This is a genomic window from Ensifer sp. Root31, from assembly GCF_001424825.1.
Lineage (GTDB): Bacteria > Pseudomonadota > Alphaproteobacteria > Rhizobiales > Rhizobiaceae > Ensifer > Ensifer canadensis.
In genome coordinates this window covers 520,914-538,149 of sequence record NZ_LMCO01000012.1, presented here as the reverse complement: position 1 = coordinate 538,149, position 17,236 = coordinate 520,914, and the positions used below count along the sequence as shown (strand labels likewise).

Annotated in this window: 9 protein-coding genes and 1 pseudogene; 2 read left to right on the top strand and 8 right to left on the bottom strand. The window is 61.9% G+C overall.

All coding sequences use genetic code 11. The annotated features are described in order from the left end of the window. Nucleotides 1–86 precede the first annotated feature (86 nt). From aspT (ASD00_RS14370) to ASD00_RS14355, 4 genes are all read right to left on the bottom strand, one after another. Nucleotides 87–1,778, bottom strand: a complete 1,692-nt coding sequence (gene aspT / locus ASD00_RS14370; protein ID WP_057207252.1) for an aspartate-alanine antiporter — start codon at nt 1,776–1,778, stop codon at nt 87–89. A gap of 209 nt (nt 1,779–1,987) precedes the next feature. Beyond that, a complete protein-coding gene (locus tag ASD00_RS14365; RefSeq protein WP_057207251.1) occupies nt 1,988–4,714 on the bottom strand; it encodes a decarboxylase in 2,727 nt (908 codons plus the stop codon). A 276-nt stretch (nt 4,715–4,990) separates the two neighbouring features. Beyond that, nucleotides 4,991–6,682, bottom strand: coding sequence for an aspartate-alanine antiporter (gene aspT, locus ASD00_RS14360; protein ID WP_057207250.1), 1,692 nt, complete (start codon nt 6,680–6,682; stop codon nt 4,991–4,993). A gap of 323 nt (nt 6,683–7,005) precedes the next feature. Next, a complete protein-coding gene (locus ASD00_RS14355) occupies nt 7,006–8,706 on the bottom strand; it encodes a SulP family inorganic anion transporter (protein WP_057207249.1) in 1,701 nt (566 codons plus the stop codon). 455 nt (nt 8,707–9,161) lie between these two features. Between ASD00_RS14355 and ASD00_RS38750 the strand changes: the two genes are divergently transcribed. Together ASD00_RS38750 and nadE are read left to right on the top strand one after the other, a co-directional pair. Next, on the top strand, nt 9,162–9,545 hold the full coding sequence (locus tag ASD00_RS38750; protein WP_057217064.1) for a GFA family protein: 384 nt from the start codon (nt 9,162–9,164) through the stop codon (nt 9,543–9,545). Nucleotides 9,546–9,593: 48 nt separating this feature from the next. Then, nucleotides 9,594–10,454 carry an ammonia-dependent NAD(+) synthetase gene (gene nadE, locus ASD00_RS14345; protein WP_057207247.1) on the top strand — a complete coding sequence of 287 codons (861 nt, stop codon included), beginning with the start codon at nt 9,594–9,596 and terminating at the stop codon, nt 10,452–10,454. 208 nt (nt 10,455–10,662) lie between these two features. Here the strand turns inward: nadE and cysG are convergent. The 4 genes and pseudogenes from cysG to nirB all read right to left on the bottom strand — a co-directional run. After that, nucleotides 10,663–11,796 (bottom strand): annotated as a pseudogene (gene cysG, locus ASD00_RS14340) (siroheme synthase CysG); the annotation flags it as partial. Continuing rightward, nucleotides 11,768–14,425, bottom strand: coding sequence for a nitrate reductase (locus tag ASD00_RS14335; protein WP_057207246.1), 2,658 nt, complete (start codon nt 14,423–14,425; stop codon nt 11,768–11,770). The gene ASD00_RS14335 and the pseudogene cysG, both read right to left, overlap by 29 nt. A gap of 2 nt (nt 14,426–14,427) precedes the next feature. Continuing rightward, nucleotides 14,428–14,757, bottom strand: coding sequence for a nitrite reductase small subunit NirD (nirD, locus tag ASD00_RS14330; protein WP_057207245.1), 330 nt, complete (start codon nt 14,755–14,757; stop codon nt 14,428–14,430). Between the two features lie 10 nt (nt 14,758–14,767). After that, entirely contained in the window at nt 14,768–17,230 is a 2,463-nt protein-coding gene (gene nirB / locus ASD00_RS14325) for a nitrite reductase large subunit NirB (RefSeq protein ID WP_057207244.1), read from the bottom strand. Between the last annotated feature and the right edge of the window lie 6 nt (nt 17,231–17,236).

Genomic DNA, 17,236 nt, shown 5'->3' with positions numbered 1-17,236 from the left:
TCAGTATTCGTCTTTTTACTATGAAAGTCTGTTGCGAATTCTAGCATGCAGCAGCGTCGCCGCTGATTGATTAAACTTGCAGTATTTCATCCCGAGACGATACCGACGATCACCGTTCCCCAGGTCGTGAGCAGGATATGGCCGATGGGGACCGCCGGCGTATAGCCAAGGACCGCAACTGTGCTTCCCGACCTGTCCTGAACCGCCGCCATGCCGGCTGTCATGGTCTGTGCCCCGGCGAGCCCGCCCAGCAGCAAAATGGGGTTCATGCCAAGCACGTAACGCCCGAAGTATAGGCCGACAATCAACGGAGTCATGGTGACGATCATGCCGCCGAACAGAAGTCCGACGCCCGCTTCGGCGATGGCGGATGCAAACACAGGTCCGGCATGAAGACCGGTCATCGCGACAAAGGCGGCAAGACCAAGCGAGGTCATGAGCGACACCGCGGCATCCGGTATTCGGCCGAAAAGCGGGAAGCGCGTGCGCAGATGCCCCACCGTTAACCCAGCCAGGAGCGTGCCCACACTGGTGCTGAGCGAAATCCGCATGTCACCGATGGGAAATGTGACGAGAACGCCGACAAGCCCGCCAAGGAATATCGCAAGACCAAGGACCAGGAAGTCTGTCGCCGTCGTCGGCGCGACGACGACACCGATGCGCTTGGCGGCGCTTGACACGACGGCCTCCGGTCCCACCAGGCGCAGGATATCGCCGCGTTCCACCGTGATCCCCGGCGCGATGGGTATATCCTGCCCCCCACGCGTAATGGCGCGCAGATAGAGGCTCCGCGTCCAGCTTTCTTTGGCGACAGCCGCGATGCTTCGGCCCTTGAGATCAGGGCTTGTCAGCAGCACATCGGAAACCGATACCGGGACGTCGAGTAGTTCGCGGTCCTCGATCTCTTCGGCGCGCGGTCCGAGGACGCTGACCAGCGCCTCCCTCGTTCCGGATACGGCAACGATATCACCGGGGTTGATCACGACCTCCGGGGCCGCCTCGATGATTGCGTCCCCTCGACGCAAGCGCTGAATGAAAAGCCTGTGTTCTGGAAACGTCGCCTCTGCGGTGGCTATCGACAAGCCAGCTGCCGGCGCACCGTCCGCGATTTCATAGGCGCGAATCTCGAACCTGTGCCAGGCGGAGGAGACACCGACCGCCTTGCGGGTAATTCCATACTCCTTCTCCAGCTTCAGCGCCTCGGCAACGAGGTCGATGCCGAGTAGTCTGGGGCCCACGACACTGCAGAACAGAATGACGCCAACCGCGCCGAAGACGTAGCAAACAGCGTCAGCTACAGCGATGTGCGCCACGAACCGCGCGCGATCCGCCTCAGGCAGCGGCAGCGCATTGATTGCCTCGGTTGCCGTGCCCATCGCCGGGCTTTCGGTGAGGGAGCCGGACAGCAGTCCCGCCGCAAAACCGGGGTCGAGACCAAGGATTTTGGCAACTACGACGGCCATGAGCAGCCCGGTCACACAGACGACGACCGCGAGCAACACGGGCTTCATCCCATCCCGCTTCAGGGCTTGCAGGAACTGTGGTCCGACCGAGTAGCCGATGCCGAAGAGGAACAGCAGAAACAGCAGCGATTTCGCCATCCCGGCAATCGGCACATGGGCGAACTGCCCGATCAGGATGCCCGCAAACAGCGAGCCGGTTACAGGCCCGAGGCTGTAGCCACTGAACTTGAGATCGCCGATCAGATATCCGATGCTGATAGCAAGGAATACGGCAAGCTCAGGATATTTGATCAGGAACTGTTCGACCCAAACCATGTCCAGACTAGCTCCCCCGCGCCCCGATCCGGGACTACGACGCCTTCACTGCCGCCCCAAACGCTCATGCCAAAAGTTAAGCCGCAAAAAACCCGCTGCGACGGACCTGACCGCGCCCACCTCGCCAACCCGCTGTGGTTGCGCGCTCAGGTCGCCAGTGCGCGCTGCATCACCAAATCGAAACAATCGAGCGCCGATACATCCCGGCGCTACCGTGCTTTTGATTGACGCTTCGCCTTGGCGGCGACTGCGTCTGGCTTGACCAGCTTCAGTCCCCGCGCCTTCTCGTAGCCGTGGATCTCTTTCACATCCAGTTTGCGCATGAAGTCGATCGTCTCCTGCGTCAGCACCTGCCCCGGCACCATGATCGGAAATCCGGGCGGATAGGGAATGACGAAGTTGGCGGAGACCATTTCCGGCCCGTCCTTCAGGCGCCGGTCGCACTCGGCACCAATGAGCGGTACGTATTCGCACACAGACGCGTCATAGGCGTTGAAGAAGGCGGCGCGCATGTCGCCCTCCGGCGTCGTCCGCCCTGCATCGCCGCGATACACCTCATGGAAGTGACTGAAATTGGGAAGGTCGGGCACATCGGTCATCAGCGACTTTACCCGCGCTGCGAACGCAGCACGCTCGCCCTCGCCGCCGTCGGCAAGGCGCTTTTCGATACCATGGCAGATCTCGACGAGAACACGAATGAGGTGCGCGATATCGCTGCGGGTATTGTTAATGTTGGACTGCAGCAGCACACTGTTGCGCGACGTCTTGTTCAACTGGATATCATACTCGTTCGCCAGCAATCCCTTAAACTGCGTTCCGTCGAAGCCGGCCGTTCCGCACACCAGCGTCATGCGCGTGGGGTCGAGGTAGAACTCGTCCTCCTTCATCGCCTTGACCGCCGTGGCCCAGGTAGCGCCCGGCGCCAGGTAGTCCTTGAAGCCTGATTGCCGATACTCCGCCGGGATCATCTCATCGGCACCAAGGACGCGGAAGTATTTCGAAATCAGCGGATGCTCGTTGATCGCGCGACGGATCTTGAGCGCAATTTCGATTGCGTTCATCACCAACCCGTAACCGTCGAGTTCCATCTGCCTGCGCGCAACGTCGAGGCTGGCGATCAGCTGCTGGTTCGGGCTGGTCGAGGCATGCGTGAAAACCGCCTCGTGGAATTGAGCCTCGACGTTGTGAAAATCGACATCCTTGACCAGCAACATCGAGCCCTGCCGGATCGCCGACATGGATTTGTGCGTCGAGTTGGTCTGGTAGACCCGGAGGCGGACGAGGCGCGGGTCTGGGATCAGACGAGCGGCGAGCAGCGCTTCGTCCGAGGGATTCTTGCCGAGGTCGGCGTGCTGCTTTTCATAGGCGCTGACCGAGGCTGGATCGCGCAGCCAATCCTCGATGTCGGCTGCTGCCCCCATGGCCGTGCGCGGACGCAGGAACGGAGAAAACCGGGCAAATCCGGACCACGCCTCGTCCCAGAGGAAGATAAGGTCGGGCTTGATAGCGAGGCATTCCTCCATCACGCGCCTGACATTGTACATATGTCCGTCGAAGGTGCAGTTGGTCAGGTCAAGCAGCTTCAGCCGGTCGAGGCGCCCTTCCGCCCGCAAGGCCAGCAGCGCGCGCTTGATGCTCGCGAGCGGCACGGCGCCATACATCGAATACTCCGTCATCGGGAAGGCTTCGACGTAGTATGGCTGCGCACCGGTCAGCACCATGCCGTAATGGTGTGATTTGTGGCAGTTGCGATCGACCACCGCGATGTCGCCGGGCGCCAGAAGCGCCTGCACCGCCATCTTGTTGGAGGTGGACGTGCCATTCGTCACGAAGAAGACGTGGTCGGCGCCGAAGGCGCGGGCAGCGAGTTCCTGAGAGCGCTTGATCGTGCCGGTCGGCTCCAACAGGCTATCGAGCCCACCCGTCGTCGCGCTGCTTTCCGCCAGGAACAGGTTGAGCCCATAGAATTCGCCCATGTCGCGGATCCAGTCCGACTTGAAGACGGATTTGCCGCGGGCGATGGGCAGCGCATGAAACGTGCCGATAGGCCGCCGCGCATATTTCTTCAGATTGTCGAAGAAGGGCGTTTCGTAGCGCGCCTGCACGCCTTCAAGGATGGCGAGATGCAGTTCCAGCGGTTCTTCAACCGCGTAGAACACGCGCCGCACAGCGTCGGCCGCCGGATCGCCGGCAATTTTTTCCACCTGGCGGTCGGAGAGCAGATAAACGTCGAGCTCCGGCCGGATCCGCTTCAATCCGCGCGCCAGACGAAGCGCCGACATGTCCGGTCCCTCGGCTTCTCCAAGCGGATCAAGCACGGAGCGGAGCACCGGCGCGTCGTGACGCGAGCGATAGGGAAAACCCTCGGCGAGCACGACGGCAATGATGGCCGGGTTCAATGCGGCCGCACAGAACGCATCCTCAAAGGACCCCACCAGAACAGGCTCGTAGATGAAGCCATCCTCGGGCCGGCGTAGCCTGCGGATCTCGGCTGCGAACGCCTCCCACCGCACGGCCGGCTGGCTGTTGACGAACAGAACTTCGAAGTATGGCCGGCGGCCGCCCGCTTCCCCGGTTCCGGGAGGCATGATATCGGGCACGTCTGTCACGGACATCTCGTCATGGACATCCCACTCGCTCGGGCGCCCGCGATAAGAATGGGAAAGAAGCCCGTTGGAGATGCGCCGCGCGAGTTTCGCCGCCCCGCCGGCATCGTTGGTGGCGATGCGCTCGGCCAGCGCCGAAAGCAATCGCCCACCCGGATAGGCGTGGTACTCCTCGGCCGGTGCCACTTCGGCGATCGCCGCCTCCAGCGCTGTCCGCTCGCCCCGGTTAGCGGCCCAGGCATCGGCCAATGTCGTGATCTCGCGCCAATTATCGGCCCGTGCCGAATGGATGAGCAGAAACTGATCTACATGTGTGGTCTTGCTTGGCATAACGCGCTCCCAACTCTGTTCTGAATCGGCTGCCCGCTGTCACCCGTCCGCGGTTCTCACTCAGTGGCAGCTACAATTCCGGTCGCAAAATGAGACTGACACACCTCGAAAACCGGGCGCGGCTTCTGCCGGTCCGAGCCTCGAAAGACGATCGATGACGGCCCGAAACAGACGCTAGAGCGTTTCCGATTTAAACGGAGTCACAGAAACGCTTTATCTCTTTGTTTTTACGCATTTCCTGACGGAAAACCGCTTCGCACTTTTCCTGGAAATGCTCTAGGTCATCATCATCACAAGCACCATGCCCCAGATCGTCAGCAGGGTGTTACCGACGGCATAGGTTACGGTATAGCCGAGCCCCGGGATCTGGCTCTTGGCACGATCATTGATCATGCCGAGGGAGGCAGTCGTCGTGCGCGCGCCAGAGCAGCACCCCAAGAGAATGGCAGGGTGGAACCGGAACACATATTTCCCGACATACATTGCCAGCACCAGCGGCACGGTCGTTGCGAATATGCCCCAAAGGAACAGGCTGAAACCAAGTTGCTGCAAGCCTGCAACAAAGCCTGGCCCCGACGAGATACCGACCACGGCGATGAAGACGTTGAGGCCGACCGAATTCATGAACCAGACCGTCGATGTCGGAATCCGTCCGAACTTCGGCCGCACGGAGCGCAGCCAGCCGAAGAAGAGCCCAGAGATCAACGCTCCCCCCGACGTCGACAGCGTAAACGGCACATCACCGACCTTATAGACGAGCGCGCCGATCAAGGCGCCAATGGCGATCGCAGCGCCGATGAACGCGACGTCGGCAACGTCGCTCGGACGATCGGCCACACCGAGTGCCTTGGCGGCTGCGGCAGTATCCTGCGTCCGTCCAACGATCGTCAGGATATCGCCACGATGGATCTGGGTGTTCGGAAGGATCGGGATCTCCGTCGCCGTGGCACCACGGGCGATCCGGCGCAGAAACACGCCGCGGGACGACGGCCATTGTGCCAGTTCGGCCAGCGTCTTTCCGTTCGCCTCTTTGGTGGTGACAAGGACATCGACACCCTCGACGGGCACCGCCAGCAACTCGCGATCGTCGACTTCCTCTGCCGCATGGCCGATCAGGCTCACCAGCACTTCGCGTCGGCCGGCCACGGCAACGATGTCACCCGCCTGGATGACCGTGTCTGCCGTCGCATCCTCGATCTTTGATCCTCGGCGGATACGCTCGATGAAAACCCGCTGCTCGGGGATCATGGATTCGGCGTCATGTGCCGTCTTGCCGACGACCGGCCCTCCCTCCCGAACGCGATAGGCGCGCAACTCGTAGTGATGCCAGGCGGTTCCCGCCCCGCCCGTCTCCTTCTTGCCGCCCTGCTCCGCCTCGTAGCGTTTGCATTCCGCCTCGAGGTCGATACCCAAGAGCGCGGGGCCGATCAAGGCCAGCACAATAGCCGATCCGATCGTGCCGAAAATATAGGTGACGGCATAGGCGACCGGCATCGCATCTAGCAGCTTCTTGGTTTCTTCCGGCGCCAGACCAAGGCGATTGATTGCGTCCGTTCCCAAACCCATCGACGCGGAGATGGTCTGCGAACCGGCATAGAGCCCAAGCGCTGAGCCGACATCGTAGCCGGCTATCTTCGCGGCGATATAGGGTGCTCCGAGGCAGAAGACACAGACAACCGCGGCGAACAATGCCTGCGGGAGGCCATCTTTGGCGATGCCGCGCACGAATTGCGGCCCGACACCGTAGCCGATTGCAAACAGGAACATCAGAAAGAACGTGGCCTTGAGCGGTGGCGATATGGTGATCCCGAGCTGCCCGATGATGACGGCAGCAATCAGCGTGGCTGTCACCGCACCGAGACCGAGGCCCTTGTACGTGAACGACCCGAAGTAATATCCAAGCGCTAAGGAGAGAAATATTGCAATTTCAGGATAAGTACGAAGCGTGTTTACGAACCAGTCAATCATAGTGCCTCCCCCATTACTCGGAAATCGGGAACCAAATCTGACTAAATGCTCATCGCTATTTCTGCGAGAATACACCCTTACACACTCGTTTCAAGGTGTTATTTAGAATAAAATACTACGATATCCAAAACTTTAAAATACGCCACCAGACCAAGGGAAACACATTGTTTTTTGTTATCTTCTTCCTTTGAGCTGATTGATGCGCAGTACTTCCCGCGCGTGGTCGGAAGCCGCATCCTCTGCTTGGAACCATGTTCCAGGGGCGCGGCCCGAAAACAAACACACCGAAAGCGCGAAAACCGGATGTCAGGTGCGCCGAAACATCAAGTCGTGGCCGCACCCGTCCCGGGCTGTGACGGCGTTGCCGCAAGGCTGTCCTGGTAGCGGCGGATACCAGTGCGGGTATTGAAGAACATGCGGCCAGGCCCAAGCTGGTCGGCAAACCCTGATGCCCTGATGTAGGCGAGCACATCCGGGTTGAGGCCTGCGAGCCAGAGTTCGATGCCCGCTCGCGCAAGGCTTCGTTCGCCATCGATGATCATCTGGAGTGCCGAGTATTCGATATCGACAACGCGGCTGAGGTCCAGCATCAGAACGCGCGGCTTTTGTTCAGTGGCCAGCGTGCGAATACGGTCGCCGACCTGCTGGGCGTTCACGAAGAAGAGCCTCCCCTCCGGCCGCAGGATGAGCATGCCTTCGAAGGTTTCGTCATCTGGATGCTCGGCCGAAAGCGGCCGCAGAACGTCTGCGCCGCGTTTGCGGCCGACCATGTGAATGCGAGGGTTTGCCGCCTGTGCCGAGAGGCCGACGAGCGACAGGGTGATGGCGACCAGAATGCCCTGGAGCGTGCCAAACAAGAGCACGCCGAGGAAGGCGGCGAGCGCCCAGCGAAACTCCATCCGGCGAACCTTGCGGATCGAAACGAACTCGGCCGGCTGGATGAGGCCGACGGAGTAGACGATGACGATGGCCGCGAGCACAGCCTGCGGCAAAAGCCCGAGGAGCGGTGCAAGAACGAGCATTGTCGCCGCAGCGGCCGCCGCCGTGACCAGCGATGCCTTTTGCGTGCGTCCCCCGACGGCGCGTACCACCGCCGTCTGCGATGTGCCCCCGCCTGCCGGCATCGCGCCGAAGAGTCCGCCGGCAAGATTGGCAGCGCCAGTCGCTACCAGTTCGCGGTTTGGGCGGATGGGCGGTTCACCCGCGACTGCGAAAGCCCGTCCAGCAGCAATCGTCTCAGTGAAGCTCATCAACGCGATGCCGCACGCACCCGGAATGAGTTGCAGGATCAGGTCGATATCCGGCAGCACAAGCGAAGGCAGGGCTTGAGGAATGTGCCCGACGATGGCAACGCCGGCCGGGCCGAGGCCCGCGAACCACGAAACGGCAATTCCCGCTGCGACGATAGCGAGAGGAGCCGGAGAATGCGGCCAACGGCTTTCCAGGAGGAGTAGGAGCAGCAGTGCCGTGGCCCCGACCGCGAATGTGACGAGCGACGTCTCGGGCAAATGGTAGACGAGGTTCAGGATATCCCGGAAGAATCCCTCCTTGGTAAAATGCAGCCCGAACAGTTTTGGCACCTGGTCCAACACGATGACGATGCCGATCCCGGCCTTGAAACCCGTGAGCACCGGCGACGAAATGAAATTTGCCACGAAACCCAAACGAAGGGCCGAAGCCGCGATCAAGAGCAGGCCCGTGAGCGCCGTCAGCGTTGCGGTTGCGGTGATCAGTTGCTCAGGGTTCCCATCGGGCACCACGAGTGCGAGCTGGCTTGCGGTCAGAATTGCAAGGGTGGTCGTCGAACTGACGCTGAGCACGCGCGAGGTGCCGAGCAGGGCATAGACGATCATCGGCACAAAGGCGGTGTAGAGCCCGACGCTGACGGGAAGGCCGGCAACGGTCGCATAGGCCATGGCCTTCGGCAGCACCACGGCCGCGGCCGTCAGGCCCGCGATGATATCCGGTCGCAGTGTGCCGGTCGATGGCTGGATGGATTGGTCGGTATGCGGTAACGGGACCATGACTTTGCCCTCATACGGCTATGTGCCAGGTCGGAACGATCAAGCCTGCCCCAACAGCACAGGATCATCCGCTCGCCATCCTGGAGATCCCCACGCGCAACAATCTCAACACTATCACGATCGTTCGCCAAGCCCACAATAATGCGGCCAGCACAATTGTAGTATCCGCGCCATTACGCCCATCAGGAAGACTACGGCGAGAACCGCGCAGAAGGCAGAGGCGAGCGCTCTCAGGTTCAGTTTCAGAAAGCGATGCTCCTTGTTTTCCGCACCATTCACGGTGCCGTTGTACGTGCTGCATCAGTCGGTCATTGATTGATTTGACGGCGTTCGTTACGCGCGATGAGGGTGGCAGCGGAAACACGTACGACGCCCTTAGCAATGGCAATCCGGATCCCGGTGAGTCATTGATGATCGAACCAGCCCCCGCCTGTGGAGGAAACGGAGCCACAACCATGACGAAGAGATCAGGTAGCTGCCTCTGCGGGCAGGTCAAATACGAGGTGAAAGGCGAACCCATCCGAGTTGGTATCTGTCATTGCGCCAATTGCCGCCGAGAGAGCGGATCGGCGTTCACATTCTACGCCATTTGGGCCAGAGTCGATTTCGACGCTACCGGGGAGACGACGCTTGCCCATAACGGACAGCGTTTCTGCACGCGCTGCAGCTCCCACATGTTTGCTTATGACGAAGATGAAGCCGAGGTCCAACTTGGCAGCTTGAGCGATGCACCGACCAACCTGGTTCCAACCTATGAATTGTGGGTGAAGAGACGTGAACCCTGGCTTGCCCCAGTGCCGGGCGCCGAGCAACATTGGGAGGACCGCCACAAAAGATGAGCCGACGATGAAAGCACTTGACGCGGACGCGGCGAATGGGAGGCAGATTTGACCGGAAACTGGTCAGTGGACGAGCAATTCGAGATCATTCGGGCACTCGGCGTGCCGGACGAGTTCGATGCAGAGAGGGAAGCAAGAGAGCGGATTGCTTTTTTGGCCGGCTATTTGCGACAGGCAAATGCCCGGGCCTATGTATTGGGAATCAGCGGTGGGGTCGATTCCTTGACTGCCGGATTGCTTGCACAAGCGGCCGTCCGGGCGTTGCGCGAGGACGGCTATCTCGCGCAGTTCATCGCCGTTCGGCTGCCCTATGGGACACAGGCTGACGAAGCGGCCGCTCGCGAATGTCTGGCGGTGATCAACCCCGATCTTGGCCTGGAAGCAAATGTCAAACCGGCTGCCGACGCTTTGTTCACTGAGGTTCGAAAATCCGCTGGCGATCTTTTTGGCACGGCGCGCGACGACTTCCACCTCGGCAATGTGAAGGCGCGTCAGCGGATGATCTACCAGTACGCGATCGCCGGTGCCGCAAACGGGCTGGTGATTGGAACGGACCATGCCGCCGAGGCCCTGATGGGCTTCTTCACCAAGCACGGAGACGGCGCCGCAGATGTCGTCCCTCTCAGTGGGCTGAACAAGAGACGGGTACGCGCCATCGCCACTTACATGGGCGCACCGTCCGATCTCGTCTCCAAGGTCCCCACAGCCGATCTGGAGACAGACGCCCCGCTGAAGCCCGATGAAGAGGTCTATGGAATTGGCTATGACGCGATCGATGACTTCCTCGAAGGAAAGACCATATGCAAGTCGGCCGCCGAGCGAATTCTTGCTGCGTATCGGGGGAGCGGACATAAACGTGCGCTGCCGATCGGCCCTGCTTTCGTCGCGGATCCCGCAGCGGCGCCTTGACCAGAGTTCATGGTGGCGCTTCGCCCAGGGCGAATGACAGAGATGCTGCAGCGGCCGGTCCCAGAGGAAGTGACGACGCTGCTGGCGGTTTGCTGCCTATAGAACCACAGTGCGAAATGCGCATCTAGGATGCGTCCCTCAACTGTCGCCTTGCGATCGTTGTCAATAAAGGCGGTCTCCGTCGTCACGCCCATCGGGAGATGGGATCGCTATGATCCCGGTCTCCAACCGGGACGCACAGGCGTGCCGCCATCGCGCTCGCCGCCGTGATGCCAGGGACGACATCGACCGCAATGCCCCTTTCTTCCAACCGGGCGATCTCCTCGCGGCCACGGCCGACAATCGCCGGGTCACCGGATTGCAGCCGGACAACCCGTTTGCCGGCGCGTGCCCAGGATACCATTATGTCGTTGAGGTCTTCGTGGCTGCAGTTCGCGCGCCCACCACGTTTGCCCACCAGCAGACGCTTGGCTTCGCGACGGGCAAGCTCCAGCACCTCATCGGAAACGAGACCGTCGAAAAGGATGACATCGGCCACTTGCAAGGCACGCACCGCCTTCAGCGTCAGGTGCTCCGCGTCGCCCGGCCCGGCGCCGACGAGCGTGACGCGGCCGGTGTCGGTCCGGTTCGCCGCGAGGCGATCCATCTCCGCCACCAGCCGCATCTCGACACCCTCCTCCGGTGTCTCCTGAAAGGCACGATCGACAAAACGCTCCCAAAAGGCGCGGCGTGCCGCGCCGGGCTTGAGGCGCGCATTGACCTTGTCGCGGATCGCCTGTGCCAGCGACGCCCAATCCTTCAGGACCGGCGGCAGCAAGGTCTCGATGCGCCGGCGGATCGCTTGGGCAAGAATGGGCGCGGCGCCGTCAGTCGATATGGCGACAATGACCGGCGAGCGATTGACAATGGAGCCGAACTGAAACTGGCAATAGACCGGTTTGTCGATAATGTTGACCGGCACGCCAGCCGCATTGGCCGCCTCGAAGAAGGACCGCGCGTCCTCATCGCCCTCGCAGTCGGCAATCGCAAGCGCCGCACCAGCGAACGCTTCCTTTGTCCAGGCCTCGCGGTGATGGGTGAACCTGCCGCCTGGGTGAGAGGAACCGGCCTCGAAAAGGCGGGCGCAGACCTCTCCGATTTCCTCAGGCGGTGCATAGACATGCACCTCGGCACCGCAGGCCGCCAACAGCTCCGCCTTCCAGGCGCAGGCGTCGGAGCCGCCGGCCACAACGACACGGCGGCCTTCGAGCGCAAAGAACACGGGCAGCTTCGCTAAAGGCATCATGCGCGGCGGGTCCGCGCGCAGGCGCATTTCATTCCGCGGCAGCAGCAAGGCATCCATCGACGATCCCCCTGATCTCGGCGCGGCACGAGCCGCAATTGGTTCCGGCATTCAGCGTCTGGCCGATAGCTTCGACCGAGCGGCAGCCGCCACGGACGGCAGCAACGATCTGGTTGATCCCGACATTGAAACAGGAGCAGACGGTTGCTCCCGGATCGGGCTTATCCGCACCCGGTCGGCCGGCGACGAGCGCAAAGCGAAGTCGCAGATCGGCATGCGAGGCCCCGAGCTGCTCCACCGCCCAGCTGCGGGCAACGGCGACGGGTTCTGGCGCGAGATAAAGCGCCAGCAACAGCTTGGCGCCATCGAAGAAGGCAAGCCGGCGATGGCCGGACGGCCCGTCGGCATAGCCGATTGGTTCGATATCCGCCGGGATATCGAAGATGCGTCGGCACCACGCCACCCAATCATCAGGCTCGGTCTGCGACGCCAGTTCGAGCCGCCACCCGCCCCTTGCCTTGGCCAGCGCCCAATAGGCGCAATCAAGCCCTTCCGGCCTTGCGGCACTGACTGCAAATCCATAGGTGGAGGCTGAGAAACGGCGGGCGGAAACGGCAACGTTCTTGGAGGCGGGCTGGCCCGAAACAGGATCGGTGATCGGCGGCACCAAGGCATCGATGCGCGCCTTAGCCGCGAACTGGTCGTTCCAATGCATCGGCACGAAGAGATTGCCGCGCGCCTGGCGGTCGGTGATCAGTGCTCGGACGACCACCGCACCAAAGGGGCTTTCCAGCACCACGAGATCAGCCGGCGAAAGATCAAGCTCCATCGCATCGCGGGGGTGGATCTCGACGAAGGGTTCGCCGATATGGGCGGAGAGCCGCGCGCTCTTTCCCGTCCGGGTCATCGTGTGCCAATGGTCGCGAACGCGCCCCGTATTGAGGGTGAAGGGGAAGGCATCGCTGACGCGATTGGCAAGCTGGCTTGCGGTCGTGATGAAGCGCGCGCGACCATCCGGATGGTAGAATCCGCCATCGGCGAAGAAGCGCGTCACAGTACTTGCCTTGCCCCGCGGCTGCGGCCATTGGAACGGCATGAGTGCATCATAGCCGGCACCATCGATTTCGGCATAGGCGCCGACATCGAAATCGCGCCGGCCATCGTTCTCGAAACCGGAAAGGCCGGCATGTTCGGCAAAGATTTCGGATGCCGATGCGTAGGCAAAGGCGCCGGCAAAACCCATGCGGCTGCCGACTTCGGCAAGTTGCCACCAGTCCGCCCGGGCTTCACCAGGAGCCGTCAGGAAACTGCGCTGGCGGGAGATGCGGCGCTCGGAGTTCGTAACGGTGCCATCCTTCTCGCCCCAACCAAGCGAAGGTAACAGCACATGCGCATGACGGGTCGTATCTGTTTGCCTGATGACATCGGAGATCACGACGAAGGGACAGGCCCTGAGCGCTGCCTCGACCGCATCGGCATCCGGCATCGACACCACCGGATTGGTCGCCATGATCCAGATCGCCTTGATGCGCCCATCGGCGACTGCGCGAAACATGTCGACGGCCTTGAGGCCTGGTCTTGCGGCGATGGCCGGCGCACCCCAGAAGCGTCTGACCTGATCGCGGTCTCCGGCCTTCTCTATGTCCATGTGGGCGGCCAGCATATTGGCAAGGCCGCCAACCTCGCGGCCGCCCATGGCGTTGGGTTGGCCCGTCAGGGAGAACGGCCCCATGCCGGGTCGACCAATCCGGCCGGTCGCCAGGTGACAGTTGATGATGGCATTGACCTTGTCGGTGCCGGAGACCGATTGGTTGACCCCCTGGCTGTAGCAGGTGACGACCTTTTCGCTGCTCTCGAAAAGTCGGAAGAAGGCGGCGAGTTCCTGTTCGTCGAGCCCAGTTAGTCGCGCCAGTGTGGCTTGATCGAAGGCGCTTGCCGCGGCGAGGGCCTCGGCAAATCCGCTGGTGTGTGCCGAGATGTAGCCCTGGTTTACGGCCGGGCTGGAGGCCAGGTACGCAAGGAGACCATTGAAGAGCGCGACGTCGCCATCCGGCCGGACAGCCAGATGCATGTCGGCGATATCGGCCGTCATGGTGCGGCGCGGGTCGATGACGACGACGCGCATCTGTGGGCGCGCCGCCTTGGCAGCAACGAGGCGCTGGTAGAGTACCGGATGGCACCAGGCGAGGTTGGAGCCCGTCAGCACCACGAGATCGGCAAGCTCCAGATCCTCGTAGCAACCGGGAACGGTGTCCGATCCGAAGGCGCGGCGATGACCCGCCACCGATGAGGACATGCAGAGGCGGGAGTTGGTGTCGATATTCCCCGAACCGATGAACCCCTTCATCAGTTTGTTGGCGACATAGTAGTCCTCGGTCAGCAACTGACCGGAGACATAGAAGGCGACAGAATCCGGCCCGTGCTCGGCAATCGCCTGCGAAAAGCGATCGGCGACGAGGTCGAGCGCCTTATCCCACTCCGCGGCCTGTCCACCGATCTCGGGATAGAGCAGCCGCCCGTCGAGATCGAGCGTCTCGCCAAGCGCCGCCCCCTTGGAGCAAAGCCGGCCGAAGTTGGCCGGATGATCCGGGTCGCCTTTCACACCGACGCCGCCGTCATCGCCAACCGTCGCGACCACGCCGCAGCCGACACCGCAATAGGGACAGGTGGTTTTGACTTCGGTTGCCATGACTACTCCGCCGCGATCATCAGGCTTTCGAGTGCGATGAACAGCGCACCGCCATCGTTGCGCACAGGGATCGTGCGCACGGCGCCCTCGTCTGCGCCCAGCGCCTTGCCGGTTTCGAGCGAGATCACCCAGTTGTGCAGCGGGCAAGTGACCGCCGTGCCGTGGACGATGCCCTGCGACAGCGGCCCGCCCTTGTGCGGGCAATGGTCTTCGATGGCGAAAACCTCGTTTTCGGCGGTGCGAAAGACGGCGATCTTGCCCTCGGGCGTCCGCACGCAGCGTGCGCCGCGAAGCGGGATGTCCGAGATTTCACCTATTGAGATCCAGTTCATGTCCACCCCCTCACTCCGCCGCTTCTGAAAATCCGACTGTCGCCATCGGCCGAAACTCGTGCTTGTCCTTGCCGGAGACACGCTCCGACCAGGGGTCGACCTGGGCGAATTTCTGGCTGAAGACGAAGCGGTCGAAGAGCGCCTTGCGCCGTTCGGCATCGTCCATGATTTGGCGGCGGATCTCGTTGAGACCGATGCGCTTGGCCCATTTGTAGATGCGCTCGAGATAACGGGCCTGCTCGCGATACATCTGCGTCAGAGCGACGATATGCTCGAGCGCCTCATCCTCGGTCCTCACCAGGCCGAGAACCTCCGTGCCCTTGATGTCGAGCCCGGCTGCACCGGCGAAGTGGATCTCGAAACCGCTGTCGACGCAGATGACGCCGATATCCTTGCAGGTCGCCTCGGCGCAGTTTCTCGGACAACCGGAGACGGCCAGCTTCAGCTTGGCCGGCGTCCAGGAACCCCACATGAATTTCTCGATGCGGATGCCGAGGCCGGTGGAATCCTGGGTGCCGAAGCGGCACCAGTCGGAACCAACGCAGGTCTTCACCGTGCGCAGGCCCTTGGCATAAGCCTGGCCCGACACGAAGCCGGCTTTGCCGAGATCGGCCCAGACGGCCGGCAGGTCTTCCTTCTCGATGCCGAGCAGGTCGATACGCTGACCGCCGGTGACCTTGACCATCGGGATCTCGAACTTGTCGACGACGTCGGCAATCGCGCGCAATTCCCCAGAGTTTGTGACGCCGCCCCACATGCGCGGAACGACGGAGTAGGTGCCGTCCTTCTGGATATTGGCGTGCACACGCTCGTTGATGAAGCGCGACTGGTAGTCGTCGGCATATTCGTCCGGCCAGTCGCAGACGAGGTAGTAGTTGAGCGCCGGGCGGCATTTGGCGCAGCCGCAGGATGTCTTCCACTCCAGTTCCTGCATCACGGCGGGAATGGTCTTCAGGCCCTTGGCCTTGATCAGGCGGCGGACATCGTCGTGGCCAAGCTCGGTGCAGGTGCACATCGGCTGGACGGCGGCGGGATTGTAGGTTTCGCCAAGCGTCAGCGACATCACCTGCTCAACGAGCCCGGTGCAGGAACCGCAGGAAGCGGACGCCTTCGTATGCGCCCTGACATCGTCGAGCGACGTCAATCCCTTGCCCTTGATCGTCGCCACGATCTTGCCCTTGCACACGCCGTTGCAGCCGCAGATTTCTGCATCATCCGGCAAGGCTGCAACGGCCGCCATAGGGTCCAGCGGGGACCCTCCCTGATAGGCCTGGCCGAAAATGAGCGTTTCGCGCATTTCCGAGATATCGGTGGCTTTCTTCTTCAGATCGTTGAACCAGGCGCCATCGGCGGTTTCGCCATAAAGCACTGTGCCGATGATGCGGTTGTCCTTCAGCACCAGCCGCTTGTAGACGCCGCCGGCTGCATCGCGCAGCACGATCTCCTCGCGATCGTCGCCTTCGGCAAAGTCTCCGAGGGAGAACAGGTTGATGCCGGTGACTTTGAGCTTCGTCGGCGTGTCGGAATGCACGAAGGCGGGCGAGCGATCGCCCGCCAGATGCGATGCGGCGATGCGCGCCATTTCGTAGAGTGGTGCGACGAGGCCGTAGACCATGCCGCCGACCTCGGCGCATTCGCCAAGCGCCAGGATATCGCCATCGGAGGTCTGCATGCCGTCGTCGACGACGATGCCGCGATTGACCGCTAGGCCGGCTTCCTTGGCGATGCCCGCGTTCGGCCGGATGCCGACAGCCATGACGACGAGTGTCGCGGGAATGATCGTGCCGTTGTCGAGCTCGATGCCCTCGACCTTGCCATCGCCGATGATTGCCTTGGTATTGGCCTTGCAGATGACCTTGATGCCGCGCTCCTCGACGGCTTTCTGCAAGAGATAACCAGCCGCCGGATCGAGTTGGCGCTCCATCAGAGTTGGCATCACGTGCAGTACGGTCACATCCATACCGCGCGAGGCAAGTCCGGCGGCCGCTTCAAGCCCGAGCAGGCCACCGCCAATGACGACAGCCTTTTCGCGCGACTGCGCGGCAAGCAACATTGCCTGCACGTCATCGAGGTCGCGGTAGGTAATAACACCGGGCAGATCTTTGCCGGGAACCGGGATAATGAAGGGCACTGAGCCTGTCGCGATGACAAGCTTGTCGTAGCTTTCGGTCACACCGTGATCAGAGGTCACAGTCTTCTTCGCGCGGTCGATCGCCACGACCTTGTGGCCTTTGTAGAGCGTGATCCCGTGCTTGATGTACCAACCATCGCCGTGGATGATGATCTGCTCGTAGTCTTTTTCGCCGGAAAGGACCGGCGAAAGCATGATGCGGTCGTAGTTGACGCGCGGTTCGGCGTTGAAGATCGTGACCTGATATTGCCCCGGCGCCTGTTCGAACAGGTGCTCCAGCATGCGTCCGGGCGCCATGCCATTGCCGATGATGACGAGTTTTTCGGGCGTTTGGTGAGCCATGGGAAA

What these genes read in the sequence shown, in the direction of transcription:
- nirD (WP_057207245.1), bottom strand. Translation starts at nt 14,757, where the DNA reads ATGAACTGGATCTCAATAGGTGAAATCTCGGACATCCCGCTTCGCGGC.
- aspT (WP_057207252.1), bottom strand. Translation starts at nt 1,778, where the DNA reads ATGGTTTGGGTCGAACAGTTCCTGATCAAATATCCTGAGCTTGCCGTA.
- ASD00_RS38750 (WP_057217064.1), top strand. Translation starts at nt 9,162, where the DNA reads ATGACGAAGAGATCAGGTAGCTGCCTCTGCGGGCAGGTCAAATACGAG.
- nirB (WP_057207244.1), bottom strand. Translation starts at nt 17,230, where the DNA reads ATGGCTCACCAAACGCCCGAAAAACTCGTCATCATCGGCAATGGCATG.
- ASD00_RS14355 (WP_057207249.1), bottom strand. Translation starts at nt 8,706, where the DNA reads ATGGTCCCGTTACCGCATACCGACCAATCCATCCAGCCATCGACCGGC.
- aspT (WP_057207250.1), bottom strand. Translation starts at nt 6,682, where the DNA reads ATGATTGACTGGTTCGTAAACACGCTTCGTACTTATCCTGAAATTGCA.
- ASD00_RS14335 (WP_057207246.1), bottom strand. Translation starts at nt 14,425, where the DNA reads ATGGCAACCGAAGTCAAAACCACCTGTCCCTATTGCGGTGTCGGCTGC.
- ASD00_RS14365 (WP_057207251.1), bottom strand. Translation starts at nt 4,714, where the DNA reads ATGCCAAGCAAGACCACACATGTAGATCAGTTTCTGCTCATCCATTCG.